The organism is Streptomyces sp. NPDC093510 (assembly GCF_040683555.1).
GTDB lineage: Bacteria > Actinomycetota > Actinomycetes > Streptomycetales > Streptomycetaceae > Streptomyces.
Genome location: NZ_JBFBEE010000031.1, coordinates 37,297 through 53,525 on the forward strand (window position 1 = coordinate 37,297; position 16,229 = coordinate 53,525).

Annotated in this window: 20 protein-coding genes; 10 read left to right on the forward strand and 10 right to left on the reverse strand. The window is 71.1% G+C overall.

Features of this window, described 5'->3' with window-relative positions:
- Positions 1-4 precede the first annotated feature (4 nt).
- Entirely contained in the window at positions 5-1,279 is a 1,275-nt protein-coding gene (locus AB0N81_RS35490) for a hypothetical protein (protein ID WP_365365843.1), read from the reverse strand.
- Positions 1,280-1,559: 280 nt separating this feature from the next.
- Here AB0N81_RS35490 and AB0N81_RS35495 point away from each other — a divergent pair, with 280 nt between their 5' ends.
- Positions 1,560-1,820: a chaplin gene (locus AB0N81_RS35495; protein WP_365365844.1), complete on the forward strand. Its 261-nt coding sequence runs from the start codon at positions 1,560-1,562 to the stop codon at positions 1,818-1,820.
- Positions 1,821-1,852: 32 nt separating this feature from the next.
- Here AB0N81_RS35495 and AB0N81_RS35500 read toward each other — a convergent pair whose 3' ends face one another.
- Positions 1,853-2,113 carry a hypothetical protein gene (locus AB0N81_RS35500; protein ID WP_365365846.1) on the reverse strand — a complete coding sequence of 87 codons (261 nt, stop codon included), beginning with the start codon at positions 2,111-2,113 and terminating at the stop codon, positions 1,853-1,855.
- Complete coding sequence (mca, locus tag AB0N81_RS35505; protein WP_365365849.1) at positions 2,106-2,987, reverse strand: mycothiol conjugate amidase Mca; 882 nt, start codon at positions 2,985-2,987, stop codon at positions 2,106-2,108. Before mca ends, AB0N81_RS35500 begins: the two co-directional genes overlap by 8 nt.
- Before the next feature lie 114 nt (positions 2,988-3,101).
- Here mca and AB0N81_RS35510 point away from each other — a divergent pair, with 114 nt between their 5' ends.
- Entirely contained in the window at positions 3,102-3,545 is a 444-nt protein-coding gene (locus AB0N81_RS35510) for a DUF4307 domain-containing protein (protein ID WP_365365851.1), read from the forward strand.
- A 175-nt stretch (positions 3,546-3,720) separates the two neighbouring features.
- Positions 3,721-4,218: a transcription elongation factor GreA gene (gene greA / locus AB0N81_RS35515; protein ID WP_365365853.1), complete on the forward strand. Its 498-nt coding sequence runs from the start codon at positions 3,721-3,723 to the stop codon at positions 4,216-4,218.
- Between the two features lie 70 nt (positions 4,219-4,288).
- Here greA and AB0N81_RS35520 read toward each other — a convergent pair whose 3' ends face one another.
- From AB0N81_RS35520 to ilvA, 3 genes are all read right to left on the reverse strand, one after another.
- Positions 4,289-5,140: an ABC transporter permease gene (locus AB0N81_RS35520; protein ID WP_365365855.1), complete on the reverse strand. Its 852-nt coding sequence runs from the start codon at positions 5,138-5,140 to the stop codon at positions 4,289-4,291.
- A complete protein-coding gene (locus tag AB0N81_RS35525) occupies positions 5,137-6,114 on the reverse strand; it encodes an ATP-binding cassette domain-containing protein (protein ID WP_365365857.1) in 978 nt (325 codons plus the stop codon). The genes AB0N81_RS35520 and AB0N81_RS35525 overlap by 4 nt, the downstream gene beginning before the upstream one ends.
- A gap of 189 nt (positions 6,115-6,303) precedes the next feature.
- On the reverse strand, positions 6,304-7,533 hold the full coding sequence (gene ilvA, locus AB0N81_RS35530) for a threonine ammonia-lyase (protein ID WP_365365859.1): 1,230 nt from the start codon (positions 7,531-7,533) through the stop codon (positions 6,304-6,306).
- A 157-nt stretch (positions 7,534-7,690) separates the two neighbouring features.
- On the opposite strand from ilvA, the gene AB0N81_RS35535 reads away from it, so the two are divergent.
- The 3 genes from AB0N81_RS35535 to AB0N81_RS35545 all read left to right on the forward strand — a co-directional run bounded on the left by AB0N81_RS35535 (position 7,691) and on the right by AB0N81_RS35545 (position 9,010).
- Positions 7,691-8,209 carry a MarR family transcriptional regulator gene (locus AB0N81_RS35535; protein ID WP_365365861.1) on the forward strand — a complete coding sequence of 173 codons (519 nt, stop codon included), beginning with the start codon at positions 7,691-7,693 and terminating at the stop codon, positions 8,207-8,209.
- A gap of 70 nt (positions 8,210-8,279) precedes the next feature.
- A complete protein-coding gene (locus AB0N81_RS35540) occupies positions 8,280-8,762 on the forward strand; it encodes a sigma factor-like helix-turn-helix DNA-binding protein (protein WP_365365863.1) in 483 nt (160 codons plus the stop codon).
- Positions 8,759-9,010, forward strand: a complete 252-nt coding sequence (locus tag AB0N81_RS35545; RefSeq protein WP_365365865.1) for a hypothetical protein — start codon at positions 8,759-8,761, stop codon at positions 9,008-9,010. Before AB0N81_RS35540 ends, AB0N81_RS35545 begins: the two co-directional genes overlap by 4 nt.
- A gap of 19 nt (positions 9,011-9,029) precedes the next feature.
- On the opposite strand, the gene AB0N81_RS35550 is transcribed toward AB0N81_RS35545, so the two are convergent.
- Positions 9,030-10,184, reverse strand: a complete 1,155-nt coding sequence (locus AB0N81_RS35550) for a cystathionine gamma-synthase (protein WP_365365867.1) — start codon at positions 10,182-10,184, stop codon at positions 9,030-9,032.
- A 101-nt stretch (positions 10,185-10,285) separates the two neighbouring features.
- Here AB0N81_RS35550 and AB0N81_RS35555 point away from each other — a divergent pair, with 101 nt between their 5' ends.
- Together AB0N81_RS35555 and msrA are read left to right on the forward strand one after the other, a co-directional pair.
- On the forward strand, positions 10,286-11,404 hold the full coding sequence (locus tag AB0N81_RS35555; RefSeq protein WP_365365869.1) for a hypothetical protein: 1,119 nt from the start codon (positions 10,286-10,288) through the stop codon (positions 11,402-11,404).
- A gap of 98 nt (positions 11,405-11,502) precedes the next feature.
- Entirely contained in the window at positions 11,503-12,201 is a 699-nt protein-coding gene (gene msrA, locus AB0N81_RS35560; protein WP_365365871.1) for a peptide-methionine (S)-S-oxide reductase MsrA, read from the forward strand.
- Between the two features lie 46 nt (positions 12,202-12,247).
- Here the strand turns inward: msrA and AB0N81_RS35565 are convergent, their stop codons facing one another.
- On the reverse strand, positions 12,248-13,177 hold the full coding sequence (locus AB0N81_RS35565; protein ID WP_365365873.1) for a hypothetical protein: 930 nt from the start codon (positions 13,175-13,177) through the stop codon (positions 12,248-12,250).
- Between the two features lie 256 nt (positions 13,178-13,433).
- On the opposite strand from AB0N81_RS35565, the gene AB0N81_RS35570 reads away from it, so the two are divergent.
- Together AB0N81_RS35570 and AB0N81_RS35575 are read left to right on the forward strand one after the other, a co-directional pair.
- A complete protein-coding gene (locus AB0N81_RS35570) occupies positions 13,434-14,093 on the forward strand; it encodes an ATP-dependent Clp protease proteolytic subunit (RefSeq protein ID WP_365365875.1) in 660 nt (219 codons plus the stop codon).
- A gap of 13 nt (positions 14,094-14,106) precedes the next feature.
- Entirely contained in the window at positions 14,107-14,718 is a 612-nt protein-coding gene (locus AB0N81_RS35575) for an ATP-dependent Clp protease proteolytic subunit (RefSeq protein ID WP_365365877.1), read from the forward strand.
- A gap of 24 nt (positions 14,719-14,742) precedes the next feature.
- Here the strand turns inward: AB0N81_RS35575 and AB0N81_RS35580 are convergent, their stop codons facing one another.
- Positions 14,743-15,090 (reverse strand): helix-turn-helix transcriptional regulator, encoded by a 348-nt coding sequence (locus AB0N81_RS35580; RefSeq protein ID WP_365365980.1) that lies wholly within the window; start codon positions 15,088-15,090, stop codon positions 14,743-14,745.
- 140 nt (positions 15,091-15,230) lie between these two features.
- Positions 15,231-16,142: a helix-turn-helix transcriptional regulator gene (locus AB0N81_RS35585; protein ID WP_365365879.1), complete on the reverse strand. Its 912-nt coding sequence runs from the start codon at positions 16,140-16,142 to the stop codon at positions 15,231-15,233.
- Positions 16,143-16,229 lie beyond the last annotated feature (87 nt).

Consider the following 16,229-nt stretch of genomic DNA (forward strand, 5'->3'; position numbering starts at 1 on the left):
CCGTCTACCGGCGCGGTGCCGGGTACCTGCCGCCGACGGCCCTGAGAGCGGCGACCGTGAGTGCCACGACCAGCAGTGCGGTCAGCGTCGCGGCCACCGCCGACAGGGCCGGGAGCGGTGCCGCCACCCCGCCGGGCCGCAGCACGTAGGCGAGGGTCGTGGAATCGAGGCGGCCGTCCACGAGGTGGCCGATCGTCAGCGCACCCGCGGCCAGGGCGCCCACCACGGCCACGAACGGCGACCGGCTCAGGCACAGTGCCACGCCCGCCAGGGCGCAGACGGCGGCCGCACCGATCGCGGCGGGGAGACCGAGGCTCGGCGCGTCCGACCAGTTCAGCGGGGCATGAGCCGCCGCGCAGAGCAGCAGGAGTACGCCCGCCACGCGGCGCAGCCACACGAGGTGCGCCCTGTCCTGCACCTGCGCCTGCGCCTGTGCCTGCGGAACCGCACCGGTGGCCGCGGCGGGCGAGGGCCTGACGGCTTCGCCGTTCGGCGTGAGCGCCGCGTTCGCGGTTCCGGCGGCCGCGGTTCCGGTGGCCGCGGTTCCGGTGGCCGCGGCTTCGGCGGCCGCCGCGGCATCGGCTTCGGCGTCGGCGTCCCTGTACTCCTTCAGGCTGCCGATCAGCTGCATCAGCTCCTCGACGGACCTGGTCGTACCGGCGGCGTGCACCACCTCGGCGCCGTTGTGCGGGTCGTGCGGGGGCCGGGACAGCAGGTGGACGAGCCGGCTCACCTCCGGGATGGGACGCTCCTCGGCGGCGTGCCGGATGGCCTGTTCCATGTTCTCGGCGGGGTGCTCCGGCGGGCCCAGCAGCTCCACCAGCCGGGTCACGTCGTCGACGGACCGGGCCACGGCGGCCAGGCGGAGCACCGAGGCGGCGGTCGGCATGCCGGCGGGCGACTGCTCCAGGAGGGTGACGAGGTCGACGACGTCGTCCAGGGGCCTGGACACGACGGCGACGCGTATGAGCTCCGCCACCGCGCCCTCGTCGTCCTCCGGCACCGCCTCTGCCGGGGCCGCTTCGTCGGCGGCGGCGTCGTGCGCGGGCCCCTCCGGGGGAGCGACGCGGGTGTCGATCCCGATGGCTCCGGCGACGGCCGGGTCGACCGTCGGGTCCGGTGTCGGGTCCGGTGTGGGGTCTGCTGTCTGCGGCCATGGGACGGGCTGGTCGCGAGGTGGGGCGCCGAACTGCGCGGTGCCCCAGTGGACCGATGTCGCAAGCAGAGGTTCGCCGGTCCCGGAAGTATCCCCAGCGGCAGAGAATGACTCAGCGGCCATCTTCTCTTCTCCATTTCAGCGGGACGTCCTCGCCCCGCGCGTGGGTGGCGTGTATCCCGTTCTATGCACGCTTCCTACGCCTCGCCACTGGAGAAACCGCCTGGCGACACCTATGTGATCACTACGGACGCGGGGGACCGGGCGCCGCCGGTGCCCACGGACGGGGGGCTCTGTTCCGACAGACGGCCCACACTCGTTTTATCCGCCTATGGGACCGGTGAGACCTGAGAGGTCCGTTCTTCACCGCAGTGTCTGTTCGTTCACCGCAGAGAGGCACCCCATGCGCACACGCTCGATCCTCGCCGTCGCCGCCCTCGTCACGGCCGCCGTCATCGGCGGCGCGGGCGCCGCCACCGCCACCGCCGACTCCGGCCCCGGCCCCGGCGCGGACGCCACGGGGAAGTCGACGAACTCCCCCGGCGTCCTCAGCGGCAACGTCATCCAGGTGCCCGTCGACGTGGCCGCCAATGTGTGCGGCAACACCGTGAGCGTCGTCGGCCTCCTCAACTCCGCGGCCGGCAACGCCTGCCCGTCCCAGTAGGGCGACCGCGACGCGCCCGCCCGCCGGGGCGCCTACTTCCCGCCGTCGGACTTCGGCTTCGAGGACCCCGCGTCCTCGCCCGCCGCCGCGCCGACCGGCTCCTTCTCCGCGGGTTCCTTGAAGTCGACCTTCCGCATGTGCTTGCTCATCGACTTCATCAGACCCCAGACGGCGAGAGCCATCACCGCGAAGACGATGAAGCCGAGAACACCCGGGGTCACCTTGTCGTCGTCGACCTCCTTGGCAAGAGGGACGAGATGCGTCATTGCCAGATGTGCGTTCACGCTAGGCATTGTCGCGGATGCCCGCAAAGAGGTCGTCCTCGGGGAGGGAAGTATCGACGAGCGACTTCGCGAGCTCGTACTCCTCCGTGGGCCAGACCTTCTTCTGGATCTCCATCGGCACCCGGAACCACCCGCCGTCGGGGTCGATCTGCGTGGCGTGCGCGATCAACGCCCTGTCACGGACCTCGAAGAAGTCGGCACACGGAACGTGCGTGGTCAGCGTGCGCTCGACCCGCTCGAACTCGTCCCAGCGCTTCAGCCAGTCCCCGTACGGCGACTCCAGGCCGCGGTCGAGCATCGCCTGGTGCAGCGCCTCGGTGCGGGGGCGGTTGAAGCCCTGGTTGTAGTAGAGCTTCTGCGGCTGGAAGACCGGGCCGTACTCGCTCTCCGGGTACTTCTCGGCGTCCGCCGCACCGTCGAACGCCACCATCGTGATCTTGTGGGTCATGATGTGGTCGGGGTGCGGATAGCCGCCGTTCTCGTCGTACGTCGTGATGACCTGCGGGCGGAAGGAGCGGATCTGCCGGACCAGCTCACCGGCCGCCTTGTCGACGTCCTCCAGGGCGAAGCAGCCCTCGGGCAGCGGCGGCAGCGGGTCGCCCTCGGGCAGGCCCGAGTCGACGAAGCCGAGCCAGTCCTGCTTGACGCCGAGGATCTCGCGGGCCTCGTCCATCTCCTTCCTGCGCACCTCGTGGATGTTCTCCTGGATGTACTTGTCACCCTGGAGCTTGGGGTTGAGGATGTCGCCGCGCTCCCCGCCCGTGCAGGTCACGACATGCACGTCAACCCCCTCGGACACGTACTTGGCCATGGTGGCCGCGCCCTTGCTCGACTCGTCGTCGGGGTGGGCGTGAACGGCCATCAGTCGCAACTGCTCAGTCAAGACTCGATCCTCAGGTTCTGGGCGCCCTCGGTCATCCGGCGCAACGGGCGGCTTCTATAGTGACGGAACCGGGGGGCGGAAAATTCCGGCATCCCCTGTTCCTGGAGGACGATCATGGCGGCGGTGGGCTCGAAGCTCCCCGAGGGGCCTTCCGAAGGCTCCTCCAAGGGTCTTCCCGAAGGCCGGTACGGCCGCACCCGCACGGCCGACGAGGCCGCGGACCGCAAGCTGAAGATCGTCGGTTCGGTGCTCGGCGTACTGCTGCTCGGCGTCGTCGGCTGGTTCGGCTACGACTACATCGACGGTACGAAGGTCAGCGGCGAGGTCATCAAGTTCGACGTCGTCTCGGCCACGGCCGTCGAGGCCCACCTGGAAGTCCGCAAGGACGCCGACGCCCGGGGCTACTGCACCCTGCGCTCCCAGGCCGAGTCCGGCGAAGAGGTGGGCCGGAAGGACTTCCGGTTCGACCAGCGCACGGACCGTATCGACCAGGTCGTCACTCTGCGTACGACAAGCAAGGCCACCAGCGTCGAGCTGCTGGGCTGCCACTCCGACTGACGTCGCCCGGGTTTTCCGCGTTTACCGCGCCCACCTGCGTTGACGCAAATCTGATGGCTTATGTCCTCCCCCTTGGGCGCCTGAATTGTTAGGCTCGTGGTTTCGCCCACCCGTGAAGGAACATCCTTCTGGGTAGGGCGATGCTTTGTATTCCCAGTACCTACGAGGAGCACCTGTGACCCAGACCAGCGAGAACGTCACCTGGCTGACCCAGGAGGCGTACAACCAGCTCAGGGCCGAGCTGGAGTACCTGTCTGGTCCTGCGCGCACCGAGATCGCGGCCAAGATCGCCGCGGCGCGCGAAGAGGGCGACCTGCGGGAGAACGGCGGGTACCACGCGGCCAAGGAGGAGCAGGGCAAGCAGGAGCTCCGCGTCCGCCAGCTGACCCAGCTCCTGGAGACCGCGCGGGTCGGCGAGGCGCCGGCCGACGACGGTGTCGTGGAGCCGGGCATGGTCGTCACCATCGCCTTCGACGGCGACGAGGACGACACCCTCACCTTCCTTCTCGCCTCCCGTGAGTACGCGAGCGGCGACATCGAGACGTACTCGCCGCAGTCCCCGCTGGGCACCGGCGTGCACGGCAAGAAGATCGGCGAGGACGCGGAGTACGAACTGCCGAACGGCAAGTTCGCCTCCGTGAAGATCCTCGCGGCCAAGCCGTACGCGGCCTAGCGCTCTCTCGGAGCTCCGGCCACGACCGAGCCCCCGGCACCCTGAGTGCCGGGGGCTCCGTCATGTCCGATCAGGCCGTCGCCGAGCGGTACTTGCGGACCGAGAGGGTGCGGAAGATCAGGATGATCAGGACCGAGTAGATCACCGAGGCCCAGACGGGGTGCTGCATGGGCCAGGCGTCGGACGGGGACACCCCGGGGTTGCCGAAGAGCTCGCGGCAGGCCTGGACGGTCGCGCTGAAGGGGTTCCAGTCGGCGACGTGCCGCAGCCAGGGCGTCATCTTGCTGGAGTCCACGAACGCGTTCGAGATGAACGTGACCGGGAAGAGCCAGATCAGGCCACCCGAAGTGGCCGCCTCCGGGGTGCGGACCGAGAGGCCGATGAGCGCGCCGACCCAGGTGAAGGCATAGCCGAGGAGGAGCAGCAGGCCGAACGCGCCGAGGGCCTTGCCGATCCCCTCGTGGATGCGCCAGCCGACGAGGAGCGCCACGATCGCGAGGACCAGCAGGGTCAGCGCGGTCTGTACGAGGTCGGCGATGGTGCGGCCGGTGAGGACCGCGCCGCGCGCCATGGGCAGCGACCGGAAGCGGTCGATGAGGCCCTTGTGCATGTCGTCGGCGATGCCGGCGCCCGCGCCCGCGGTGGCGAAGGTGACGGTCTGCGCGAAGATGCCGGCCATCAGGAAGTTGCGGTAGTCCGCCGGATCGGTGCTGTTGCCGATCATCATGGAGCCGCCGAACACATAGCTGAACAGCACCACGAACATGATCGGCTGGATCAGGCCGAAGATGACCATCTCCGGGATGCGTGACATCCGGATCAGGTTGCGCTTGGCGACGACCAGGGAGTCCCTGACGGACTGGCCGATGCCGCCTGCGGGCCGGGGTGCCGTCGTGCGCACGGCGTCGGTGACGGTGCTCACTTGCCGGTCTCCTTTCCGTTGCCCTCGTCGGCCAGCTCGGCGACGTGTCCGGTGAGGGAGATGAAGACGTCGTCCAGGGTCGGGCGGCGCAGGCCGATGTCGTCGATCTCGATGCCGCGGGTGTCCAGCTCGCGGATGACCTCCGCGAGCAGCTTGGCGCCGCCCGCGACGGGGACCGTCAGCTTGCGGGTGTGGTCGGCGACGGCGACCTCGCCCTTGCCGAAGCCGTGCAGCACCTCGGAGGCGGTGGCGATGTGCTCGCGGTCGTGCACCACGACCTCGACGCGCTCGCCGCCGGTCTGCGCCTTGAGCTGGTCGGAGGTGCCGCGGGCGATGACGCGGCCGTGGTCGACGACGCAGATGTCGTGCGCCAGGTGGTCGGCCTCTTCGAGGTACTGGGTGGTGAGGAGCAGCGTCGTACCCCCCGAGACGAGTTCCTGGATGACCTCCCACAGCTGCTGGCGGTTGCGCGGGTCGAGGCCGGTGGTCGGCTCGTCCATGAACATCACGGGCGGCGAGACGACGAGCGCCGCGGCGAGGTCGAGCCGGCGGCGCATGCCTCCCGAGTACGTCTTGGAGGGGCGGTCGGCGGCGTCGGCGAGGTTGAACCGGTCGAGCAGTTCGCCCGCCCTGGCCTTCGCCTCCTTGGCCCGCATCTGGTAGAGCTGGCCGACCATCTGGAGGTTCTCACGGCCCGTCAGATACTCGTCCACGGCGGCGAACTGGCCGGAGAGGCCGATCGAGCGCCGCACTTCGTTGGGGTGCTTGAGGACGTCGATGCCCGCGACGACCGCCTTGCCGCTGTCCGGTGTGAGCAGCGTGGTCAGGCAGCGGACCGCCGTGGTCTTGCCCGCGCCGTTCGGCCCCAGGAGGCCGAGCACGGTACCTTCCGGGACATCCAGATCGACGCCGTCCAGAGCCCGTACGTCACCGAAGGTCTTCACCAGACCTTCGGCGTAGATGGCGCCTGGCATGTGGGTTCTCCCCTGGGTGGGTTACTTCCGGTGACTTCCTACGGAAAGCTTAGATTTGCCGGACTTCACTCGCCCGGCGGCAGGTGACGCGGACCACACCCTAACGCGATACATCGCGTCGGCTCACCTGATTTTCCAAAGACGGTCCCGGACCGCTCCCGCAGGCGTCATCCGACGGGCGCCGGCACCTCAGCCGATGACCGTGTACCCCGCCGTCCGCAGCGCCGCCCCCACCTCGGCACAGTGCTCGGGGCCCTTCGTCTCCAGGTGCAGCTCCACCTCCGCCTCCGTGATCCCGAGCCGGGGATCGGTGCGCACGTGGCTGATGTCGAGGACGTTGGCGTCCACCTCCGACAGCACGCCGAGGAGCGTGGCCAGCGCACCGGGACGGTCCGTCAGGCGCAGCCGCAACGACAGGTAGCGCCCGGCCGCCGCCATGCCCTGCCGCAGGATGCGCTGCATCAGGAGCGGGTCCACATTGCCACCGGACAGCAGCGCCACCACCGGCCCCTCGAACGCCTTCGGGTCGCTCAGGAGCGCCGCGACCGGACTGGCGCCGGCCGGTTCCACGACCATCTTGGCCCGCTCCAGGCACAGCAGCAGGGCACTGGAGAGCTCGTCCTCGGAGACCGTGACGACATCGTCGACCAGGTCCTCGATCAGCTGGAACGGTACGTCGCCGGGGCGGCCGACCTTGATTCCGTCGGCCATCGTCGCGGGGCTCTGGACCGACACCGGGTGCCCGGCGGCCAGCGAGGGCGGATAGGCCGCGGACCCCGCCGCCTGCACGCCGATCACCTGCACGTCCGGGCGCAGCGCCTTCACCGCGACCGCGACGCCCGCCGCGAGACCGCCTCCCCCGACACCGACGACGAGGGTGCGCACCTCCGGGCACTGCTCCAGGACCTCCAGGCCGACCGTGCCCTGCCCCGCGATGATGTCCGGGTGATCGAAGGGGTGAATGAAGACGGCGCCCGTCTCCCGCGCGTACTCCTGCGCGGCGGCCAGCGTCTCGTCGACCACCTGGCCGTGCAGCCGCACCTCCGCTCCGTAGTCCCGCGTCGCCGCGACCTTGGGCAGCGGCGCACCGGCCGGCATGAAGACCGTGGAGCGCACGCCGAGGAGCGAGGAGGCCAGCGCCACGCCCTGCGCGTGATTGCCCGCGCTCGCGGCGACGACACCTGCGGCGCGCTCCTCGGGGAGCAGGCCCGCGATCCGCACGTACGCGCCGCGGAGCTTGAAGGACCCGGTCCGCTGGAGGTTCTCGCACTTGAGGTGCACCGGCGCCCCGACCAGGTGGGACAGGTGCCTGCTGCCCTCCATCGCCGTCATCCGGGCCACTCCGGAGAGCATCTTCTGCGCGCCGCGCACGTCGTCGAGGGTGACCGTCGGCAAGGAGTCAGGCGTGCGGTAGCTCATGACGGCAAGTCTTGCAGCCGGCGCCCGAGTCCTCCTGCGACGACCAAGGGACGAGACCGTTATGTGCGTGGGTTTGCGCAGCGCAGGTACGGTACGCGCCGCGGCCGCGTACCCTGTCCCCCAACCCACTGCCCTCGCATGAAGTGAGCCCCCGGCCATGCCCACAACTCCGGACATGACGACCGCCAGCGACCCCGGCCTCCTGGACAGCCTCCAGCACCAGGTGGCGGTCTTCGCCCGCCGTGCGGAGCAGACACGCCTCGGCGGCGTAGGACAGGTCCGCAATTCCATGGACCGCGCCGCGTATCTGCTGCTCAACCGTCTCGACAAGGAAGGGCCGATGGGCGTCAAGGCGCTCGCGGCGAGCATGGGCATCGACTCCTCGACCGTCACACGGCAGGTCGCCCCGCTGGTCGACACCGGGCTCGTCAAGCGCACCTCGCACCCCGAGGACGGCCGCGCCGTGGTGCTCCAGCTCTCTCCGCGCGGCCAGGCCAGGCTCGACGAGGTGCGCTCCTCGCGGCGCGAGCTGATGGCCGAGCTGACGCAGGACTGGGACCCGGAGGAGCGCGAGAGCTTCTGCGCGCTCCTCACACGCTTCAATTCCGCCCTTTCGGCGCGGCAGACGTCGCAGCCTGCATCCGGGGGAGAAGTTCCGGCCACTCCGGAGTCTTGACCCCGGCCCCGCGTCTGGCCTCATATGAGACCGGAGGCCCCTTGCTCGTGGCCTCCGGCCGGGAGGCGCGGTGCGAGAGCGGCAGGCGTTGCGGAACGCCCGCCGTGCCCGGGAGTTCGAGGCGTTCGTCGCGGGCGCGGCAGGGCGGCTCCTGCATGCCGCGACACTGCTCACCGCCGAACCCCCGGACGGCAACCCACGCGCGCGTGCCCTGCTGACCGCCGCCCTCGCGCACACCTACGCGTCGTGGGACCGGCTGCGCGGCGAGGACCCGTACGACCGCACCCGCCAGCAGGTCGCCCTCCGCTTCGGCCGCGCCGCCTGGCGCCGCCATCGCGGCCACGGCGGGGTCCTGGCCCGGCTCAGCCCCCAGGAGCGGCTGATTCTCGTCCTGCGGGTGTACGAGGGCGTCGCCGAGGAGCAGACGGCGGCGCTCCTCGGCCTGCCCGCCGACCGGGTCGCGGCGATCTGCGCCCGCGCGACGGCGACGGTCCTGCACCCGCCGCGCGGTCCCGCGCCGGCCGGGGCGCCGATCGGGGCGGCGCCCTCATGAGTCAGTACGAACGCAAGGAGCAGGCGATCCGGCGCCTTCTGGAGGGCCCGACGCCCGCCGTGCCGCCCGAGCTCCACGACGACGCGGTACGGCGGGGCGGGCGGGCCCTGCGGCGGCGCAGGGCGGCACGACGGGTCCTGTGGACCCTGTTGTTCGCCGCCGTGGTCGCGTTCGCCGTGTGGGCGTCGCTCGCCCAGCCGTGGGTGGAGCCGCCGTCGGACACGACTCCACCCCTGACCCGCTGGTGACGGCGGGCCTGCCGGGGCTCTAGCCCAGCGCCTGCTGGAGGTCGGCGATGAGGTCGTCCGCCGACTCGATGCCCACGGAGAGACGCACGAGGTCCGCCGGGACCTCCAGGGCCGAGCCCGCCACCGAGGCGTGCGTCATGCGGCCCGGGTGCTCGATCAGCGACTCGACGCCGCCGAGGGACTCGCCGAGGGTGAACAGCTTGGCGCGGTTGCAGACCTCGACGGCCGCCTCCTCGCCGCCCTCGACCCGGAACGACACCATGCCGCCGAAGGACCGCATCTGCTTGGCGGCGATCTCGTGACCGGGGTGCTCCGGAAGGCCCGGGTAGAGAACGCGGCTCACGCGCGCGTGCCGGGTCAGCATCTCGGTGACCTTGGTGGCGTTCTCGCTGTGCCGGTCCATGCGGACCGCGAGGGTCTTGATGCCGCGCAGCACCAGCCAGGCGTCGAACGGCCCGGCGACGGCACCCATCGCGTTCTGGTGGTACGCCAGCTCCTCACCCAGCTCCGCGTCGTCGACGACGAGCGCGCCGCCGACGACGTCCGAGTGGCCGCCCATGTACTTCGTCATGGAGTGCACGACGACGTCCGCGCCGAGCGCCAGCGGCTGCTGGAGGTAGGGGCTCGCGAAGGTGTTGTCGACGACGAGGCGCACGCCGGCCTCGCGGGCGATCTGCGCGACGGCGGCGATGTCCGTGATGCCGAGCAGCGGGTTGGAGGGGGTCTCCACCCAGATCGCCTTCGTACGGTCGGTCAGCGCGGCCCGCACGGCCTCCGGGTCGGAGGTGTCGGCCACCGACCACTCCACACCCCACCGCGACACGACCTTGGCGAACAGGCGGAAGGTGCCGCCGTACGCGTCGTTGGGGATGACGACGTGGTCACCCGGGCTGAGCAGCGTGCGGAGCAGGCAGTCCTCGGCCGCCAGTCCGGACGCGAAGGCGAGTCCGCGCCGGCCGCCCTCCAGCGCGGCCAGGTTCTCTTCGAGGGCGGTCCTCGTCGGGTTGGCGCTGCGGCTGTACTCATAGCCGCCGCGCAGGCCCCCGACGCCGTCCTGCTTGTAGGTCGAGACCTGGTAGATGGGCGGGACGACGGCGCCGGTGAGGGGGTCGGCGGTGTTGCCCGCGTGGATCGCCACGGTCTCGAAGCTCTGCGTGCTGTGCGAGTCACTCATGCGGCCTGAGCGTAGTCCGCGCGGGCGCCCTTCTGCCGGGTCGGTCCGGGTACGTCCCGGCAGGTTGGCCAATTGTCCGACGCGTCTGGTTCGCTTGTGTCATGGAGATTCTCTGGTTCCTGTTCGCGGTGATCATGATCGGTGCGGTCCTGGGGCCCGTACTGCTGCGCAGGCGCGGCGGAATCCGGCAGGTGGCCCCCGGCTCGCCGGACGCCGCGGACCCGGCGAACTACGGCTTCCTGCGCCAGGAGGAGCTGGACATCCGCATGCCGGGACCGGACACCGATCTCCTCGAAGTGCTCGACCTCGTGCAGCGCACACAGGAGTGGAAGGCCGCCTCGCAGCTCCTCGTCGGCACGGAGACGCACGGCGAGCGGCGCTGGCAGCGCGTGCAGGCCTTCGCGGGCGCGGCCTCGCTGGAGCTCCAGCAGCGGCCCGGCGGGGTCAGCGACAACCCGGGCGGGCAGTGGCTGCGGGTGTGGCGTGCCGAGGCGCCCAAGGACGCGGGCGGCGCCGCGGTGCACGCGGAGTTCCTCGTCCAGCAGGCGTGGCGCACGGCGGTGCAGGGGACGGACGAGTTCCGGATCATCCTGGAGGAGGCGAAGGAGACGTGCGCGCAGGCCGCGCTGCTCTCCCCCGGCGACCCGGTGCCGTACATCATCGAGCTCTCCATCGCGCGCGGACTCGCGTACCCCCGCGAGGAGTTCGAGCAGCTGTGGCTGAAGATCCTGGACCGCGCGCCCGCGCACATGGGCGCGCATCTGGCGGCGCTGCACTACTGGTGCGAGAAGTGGCACGGCTCCCGCGACCTCGCGTACGACTTCGCGGAGGCCGCGGCCGCCCGCGCCCCCCGCGGCTCCCTGCTCGCGGCGCTCCCCCTCTTCGCGGTCTACGAGCACCTGCCCGAGGTCAACCTCGTGCGGGGGTTCTACGAGAGCGAGGTCGTCACCAAGGCCGTCGAGGGCGCGATGTTCGCGGTGCACGCCGCGCGCGCGGACGACCCGATGCTGGCGCACGTCCGCCACCTCCTGGTCTTCTTCCTGGTCCGCTGCGAGCGCTGGGCGGAGGCCATGAACCAGCTGGTGCACGTGGACGGCCACGTCGGCGCGCTGCCCTGGACCCTGTCCGCGGACCCCGCCTCGGACTACGCGGTGTACCGCGCCCTGGCCGTCGCGGGCTACGAGGCGAACGGCGGCAGCCCGGCGACGCTCCCGCACTGACGGAAGCGCTGGGACCGGCCTGAATGGGACCGGCCGGAATGCGACGCCCCGCCCCTACGTTGCCCCCGTAGACCCCTGTCACCCACGAGGAGACCCGCATGATCTTCGGCCGCACGCCCGAGCTCCCCACCCCCGAGCAGGCCCTGAAGGGCCGGGCCACCCCGGAATTCGAGGTCCCCTCCCGCCACACGGTCCTCGGCAACCCGCTGCTCGGCCCCTACCCCGACGGTCTGGAGACCGCGGACTTCGCGCTCGGCTGCTTCTGGGGCGCGGAGCGCAAGTTCTGGCAGACCGAGGGCGTCTGGACGACGTACGTCGGCTACCAGGGCGGCTTCACGGAAAACCCCTCCTACGAAGAGGTGTGCTCCGGCCTGACCGGTCACACGGAGGCGGTCCGCGTCGTCTTCGACCCGTCCAAGGTCACGTACGCCGAGCTCCTCAAGCTGTTCTGGGAGTCCCACAACCCCACGCAGGGCTTCCGCCAGGGCAACGACGTCGGCACGCAGTACCGCTCGGCGATCTACACGCACTCCCCCGCGCAGGAGGAGACGGCGACCGCGTCCCTTGCGGCTTACCAGCAGGTCCTGACGGCCGCCGGCTACGACAGGATCACGACGACGGTCCTCCCGGCCGACCCCCGCCCGTTCTGGCCGGCCGAGCCGTACCACCAGCAGTACCTGGACAAGAACCCCGACGGCTACTGCGGCATCGGCGGCACGGGCGCGACGCTCGACGCCCCGTCGGAGACGAACTGGGGGCGGGCGTGCCCGACGGGGATCGCTCCTGCCGGTGACTGAGGGTCCGATTCCGCTCCGGTACGGCTGGGGCCCGCCGCGCTCGGCCTCAGGGATGACCCGCTGAGGCCCTGAGCGTGGCGGCGTGCCCGTACAGGCCCTGCACCTCGCTGAGGGCGGTCCCGATGGCGGTGAGCCGGGTCTCGACCGGCGTCCTGTCCGTCATGTGCTCCCGGCACTGCCCGAGCACCGCTTCCAGGAGCTTCAGCTTGGCCTCGTACAAGGCGACGTAGTCCTCCATCGCCGTCCGCAGCGGATGGGCCATGGCGTTGAAGATCACGCATACGCCGTCGCCGCCGCCCGGCGCCAGTTCCCGGGCGCGGTCGGTGATGCGGTTCAGGCGCTCTCTGACCGCCTCCGGCGTCTCGAAGTCCGGCAGGCCGTGCGCCGCGACCACGAGCGGGCCCCACGTAACCGGTTGCCGCTTCCTCCCCCGCCTGGTCCTGCCGCAGTCGAGGGAGAGCGTCACCCGGTAGAAGTCCTGGCCCCGCACCGCCTCCTGCGCCACCAGGCACACCAGGAACCTGTCGTCCTCGCCGGCCGCCACCTGCTGGCTGACGCCCCGCGCATGGTGGCCCTCCCGCAAAGGGAAACCGAAACGGTAGGAGCCGCTGGGACCGAGTCTGCGCTCCCGGACGGGCAGCGGCTCGGTGAGCGGTCCGCCCGGCAGGTCGACCACCAGGGGCGGGTCCAGCGCCGGCACGTGGACGAGCCCCTCCACCTCCAAGGACAGCCGGCGCACGAGGCAGCTCTGGCCCCCGTCGTTGTGCACGGCCACATCGAGGACAGGGCGGTCGGGGACCAGCTCGTCGAGGACTCTCACCCCGGCCTCCTGGTCCGTGAGGACAGCTGACGCGTCGGTCACCATGACGTCCACCCTGAGCCTGCCGGCGGGCTTCCTCCTGGCCCGGAGCGTCGCCCAGGCCGCGATGGCCGCCGCGGCGACAGCGGCGACAGCCGCGATGACGGCGATCATCATGTGTCTCTCCCCTCGCGTCACGGGCTCCTGCCCGCGTCCACCCCGTGCACGGCGTTCACCTGCCCCTGCGCACCGCGTCGGCAGCGTACTCAGGCCCACTGACAATGCCCGCCCCCTCAAGAGCCGCCCCCACCCCGGGCCCCCTCTGCCCGCAGCGAATCTGCTGTCGGCCGAGATTTCGGACAGCCGTGCCTGCGTCGGGCAACAGTGAAGCCATGGCGCGGTCTTGACGGCCGCGGGACTTCAAGGAGGCGCGATGACAGGGCTCGACAGCGGCTGGGACTCGGGGGCGCGGCCGCGGGGTGAGGACGGGGAGACCGCTCCGTCGCGGTTCGACGACCATCTCGCCGCGCAACTGCTCAACCAGCGGATCGTGTTCCTCGGGACGCAGGTCGACGAGGTGTCCGCCAACCGCGTGTGCGCGCAGATGCTGTTGCTGTCGGCGGAGGATTCGAAGACCGACATCTCCCTCTACATCAACAGTCCGGGCGGGTCCGTGACCGCGGGGCTCGCCATCTACGACACCATGCGGCTCATCCCGAACGACGTGGCCACGCTCGCCATGGGATTCGCCGCCAGCATGGGTCAGTTCCTGCTCAGCGTCGGCACCGCGGGGAAGCGGTTCGCGCTGCCCAACGCGCGGATCATGATGCACCAGCCGTCCGCCGGCATCGGCGGCACCACCGCCGACATCGCCATCCAGGCGGAGAACCTGGAGTTCACGAAGCGGACCATCGAGCGGCTCACCGCCGAGCACACCGGGCAGAGCGAGGAGACGATCTCGCGGGACGGCGACCGGGACCGCTGGTTCACGGCCGAGCAGGCCAAGGAGTACGGGATGGTCGACCACGTGGTCGCGTCACTGGAGGACGTCCGGCCCGCGGGCAGCAAGCGGCGTATCGGGCTCGGGATCTGAGGGGGAGACAGAAATGAGTCAGTACACCATTCCCACCGTCATCGAGCGCACTCCGCAGGGGGGCGAGCGGGCGTACGACGTCTACAGCCGACTGCTGTCGGAACGGATCATCTTCCTTGGGACCGAGATCGACGACGGCGTCGCCAACGTCGTCATCGCGCAGCTGCTGCACCTCGAGTCCTCCGCCCCCGAGCGCGAGGTCGCCGTCTACATCAACTCGCCGGGGGGTTCCTTCACTTCGCTCATGGCCATCTACGACACCATGAGCTTCATCTCCGCGCCGATCTCGACGTTCTGCGTCGGCCAGGCCGCGTCGACGGCCGCCGTGCTGCTCGCCGGCGGCGACCCGGGGCGGCGGTTCGTCCTCGACCACGCGCGCGTGCTGCTCGGGCAGCCCGCGAGCCGCGGGCGGCAGGGCACGGTGTCCGACCTCGCCCTGGAGGCGAAGGAGATGCTCCGCATCCGCTCGCAGGTCGAGGAGGTCCTCGCCCACCACACGCACCACGACGTCGCCACGCTGCGCGCCGACATGGACCGCGACAAGGTGTTCACCGCGCAGGAGGCGGTCGCGTACGGGCTCGCCGATCAGGTGCTCAGCAGGCGCGCCCTGCCCGTCGCGGCCTGAGCGGCGGCGGGCAGGGCCCCGCCGTCAAGCGGCCAGGCGCACTTCGGCCTGGTACGACGCCCTGGCCGGCCTCGCGCGGGGAAGGCCGGCCAGGCGCGTCTGGGCGAGGGACAGCACGTCGGACAGGCCGAGGCCGAGTGCCTGGGCGGCGGCCGCGAGGACCTCGGACGAGGCCTCCTTGCGGCCGCGCTCCACCTCGGAGAGGTAGGGCATGGAGATCCGGGCGGCGTCTGACACGTCCTTGAGGGTGCGCTCCTGTGCGAGGCGCTCGGTGCGCAGGACGTCTCCGACGACGTCGCGCCACAGGGGCTCCTTGGCCTCTCCGGACCGGCCCGGCTGTGCGGGGTTCGGCGCCGCCTTGAGCGGGCGCAGGTGGATGACGCGGGCTTCGTTCGCCTTCTGGCGCTCTTGGCTGCTCACTTCCTCAGCCTAGGAGCGGGACAGCCGTCCGCGCAGCGTGCGGGGTTCCGCCCCCCGCGAAATCACGGACCTCCCCGGGCCTGTCCGGCGGTTCACTTCCTCGCCGCGCCCACCGACGACGCGTCCCGGCCCCAGCTGGCGAGCAGCCGCAGCGCCTGCGCCGACGCCGAGTCCGGCTCCGCGTGGTACATCAGCAGCGACTGGTCGCAGTCGTCCGGCAGCCGCAGCGTCTCGAACGAGAGCGTCAGTTCGCCCACCAGCGGATGCCGCAGGCGCTTGACGCCGTGGCCCTTCTCGCGGACGTCGTGCGTGGCCCACAGGCTCCTGAACTCCTCGCTCTTCACGGAGAGTTCGCCGACCAGGGAGGACAGCTCCGGGTCGTTGGGGTAGCAGCCCGCGTCCATGCGGAGGTAGCTGACGATGTCCGACGCCTTCTTGTCCCAGTCCATGAAGAGCTCGCGCGAGCGCGGGTCGAGGAAGCAGATGCGCGCCCAGTTCCGCTCGGCGGGCGCGAGCTCGCCCCAGTCGCCGAAGAGCGCCGCGGCGAGCGCGTTCCAGCCGAGGATGTCGGAGCGGCGGCCGACCACGTACGCGGGCACGGTCACGACGGTGTCGAGGAGCTGCTGGAGCGCGGGACGCATGTGCTGCTGGCGCGTCGCCCGCTTCTTCTTGAGGGCCTTCGGCTTCGCGAGGCGCGTCAGGTGGGCCTGCTCGGCGTCGGTCAGCCGCAGGGCGCGCGCGATGGCGTCGAGCACCTCGGCGGAGACGTTGCGGCCGTTGCCCTGTTCGAGGCGTGTGTAGTACGCGACGGAGACCCCGGCGAGCTGTGCGAGCTCTTCGCGGCGCAGTCCTGGCACCCTGCGGTGTCGTCCGAAGTTCGGCAGGCCGACGTCCTGGGGCTGCAGCCGCGCCCTGCGGGTGCGCAGGAACTCGCTCAGCTCGGCCCTGCTGTCCAGCGGCCGGGCCCCGGGCTGCCCATCGCCCACGTTGTTGTCGTCGTCCATATGTCCAGTATCCAGGGTCGTACGTCCGCGAGCCTGACCCCGCCAGTGGTAGGCACAGTGGTCGTAGGCAGAACGGGTGTCTGGGTG

What these genes read in the sequence shown, in the direction of transcription:
- AB0N81_RS35490 (WP_365365843.1), bottom strand. Translation starts at nt 1,279, where the DNA reads ATGGCCGCTGAGTCATTCTCTGCCGCTGGGGATACTTCCGGGACCGGC.
- AB0N81_RS35495 (WP_365365844.1), top strand. Translation starts at nt 1,560, where the DNA reads ATGCGCACACGCTCGATCCTCGCCGTCGCCGCCCTCGTCACGGCCGCC.
- AB0N81_RS35500 (WP_365365846.1), bottom strand. Translation starts at nt 2,113, where the DNA reads ATGCCTAGCGTGAACGCACATCTGGCAATGACGCATCTCGTCCCTCTT.
- AB0N81_RS35510 (WP_365365851.1), top strand. Translation starts at nt 3,102, where the DNA reads ATGGCGGCGGTGGGCTCGAAGCTCCCCGAGGGGCCTTCCGAAGGCTCC.
- AB0N81_RS35525 (WP_365365857.1), bottom strand. Translation starts at nt 6,114, where the DNA reads ATGCCAGGCGCCATCTACGCCGAAGGTCTGGTGAAGACCTTCGGTGAC.
- ilvA (WP_365365859.1), bottom strand. Translation starts at nt 7,533, where the DNA reads ATGAGCTACCGCACGCCTGACTCCTTGCCGACGGTCACCCTCGACGAC.
- AB0N81_RS35535 (WP_365365861.1), top strand. Translation starts at nt 7,691, where the DNA reads ATGCCCACAACTCCGGACATGACGACCGCCAGCGACCCCGGCCTCCTG.
- AB0N81_RS35545 (WP_365365865.1), top strand. Translation starts at nt 8,759, where the DNA reads ATGAGTCAGTACGAACGCAAGGAGCAGGCGATCCGGCGCCTTCTGGAG.
- AB0N81_RS35550 (WP_365365867.1), bottom strand. Translation starts at nt 10,184, where the DNA reads ATGAGTGACTCGCACAGCACGCAGAGCTTCGAGACCGTGGCGATCCAC.
- AB0N81_RS35555 (WP_365365869.1), top strand. Translation starts at nt 10,286, where the DNA reads ATGGAGATTCTCTGGTTCCTGTTCGCGGTGATCATGATCGGTGCGGTC.
- msrA (WP_365365871.1), top strand. Translation starts at nt 11,503, where the DNA reads ATGATCTTCGGCCGCACGCCCGAGCTCCCCACCCCCGAGCAGGCCCTG.
- AB0N81_RS35565 (WP_365365873.1), bottom strand. Translation starts at nt 13,177, where the DNA reads ATGATGATCGCCGTCATCGCGGCTGTCGCCGCTGTCGCCGCGGCGGCC.
- AB0N81_RS35570 (WP_365365875.1), top strand. Translation starts at nt 13,434, where the DNA reads ATGACAGGGCTCGACAGCGGCTGGGACTCGGGGGCGCGGCCGCGGGGT.
- AB0N81_RS35575 (WP_365365877.1), top strand. Translation starts at nt 14,107, where the DNA reads ATGAGTCAGTACACCATTCCCACCGTCATCGAGCGCACTCCGCAGGGG.
- AB0N81_RS35585 (WP_365365879.1), bottom strand. Translation starts at nt 16,142, where the DNA reads ATGGACGACGACAACAACGTGGGCGATGGGCAGCCCGGGGCCCGGCCG.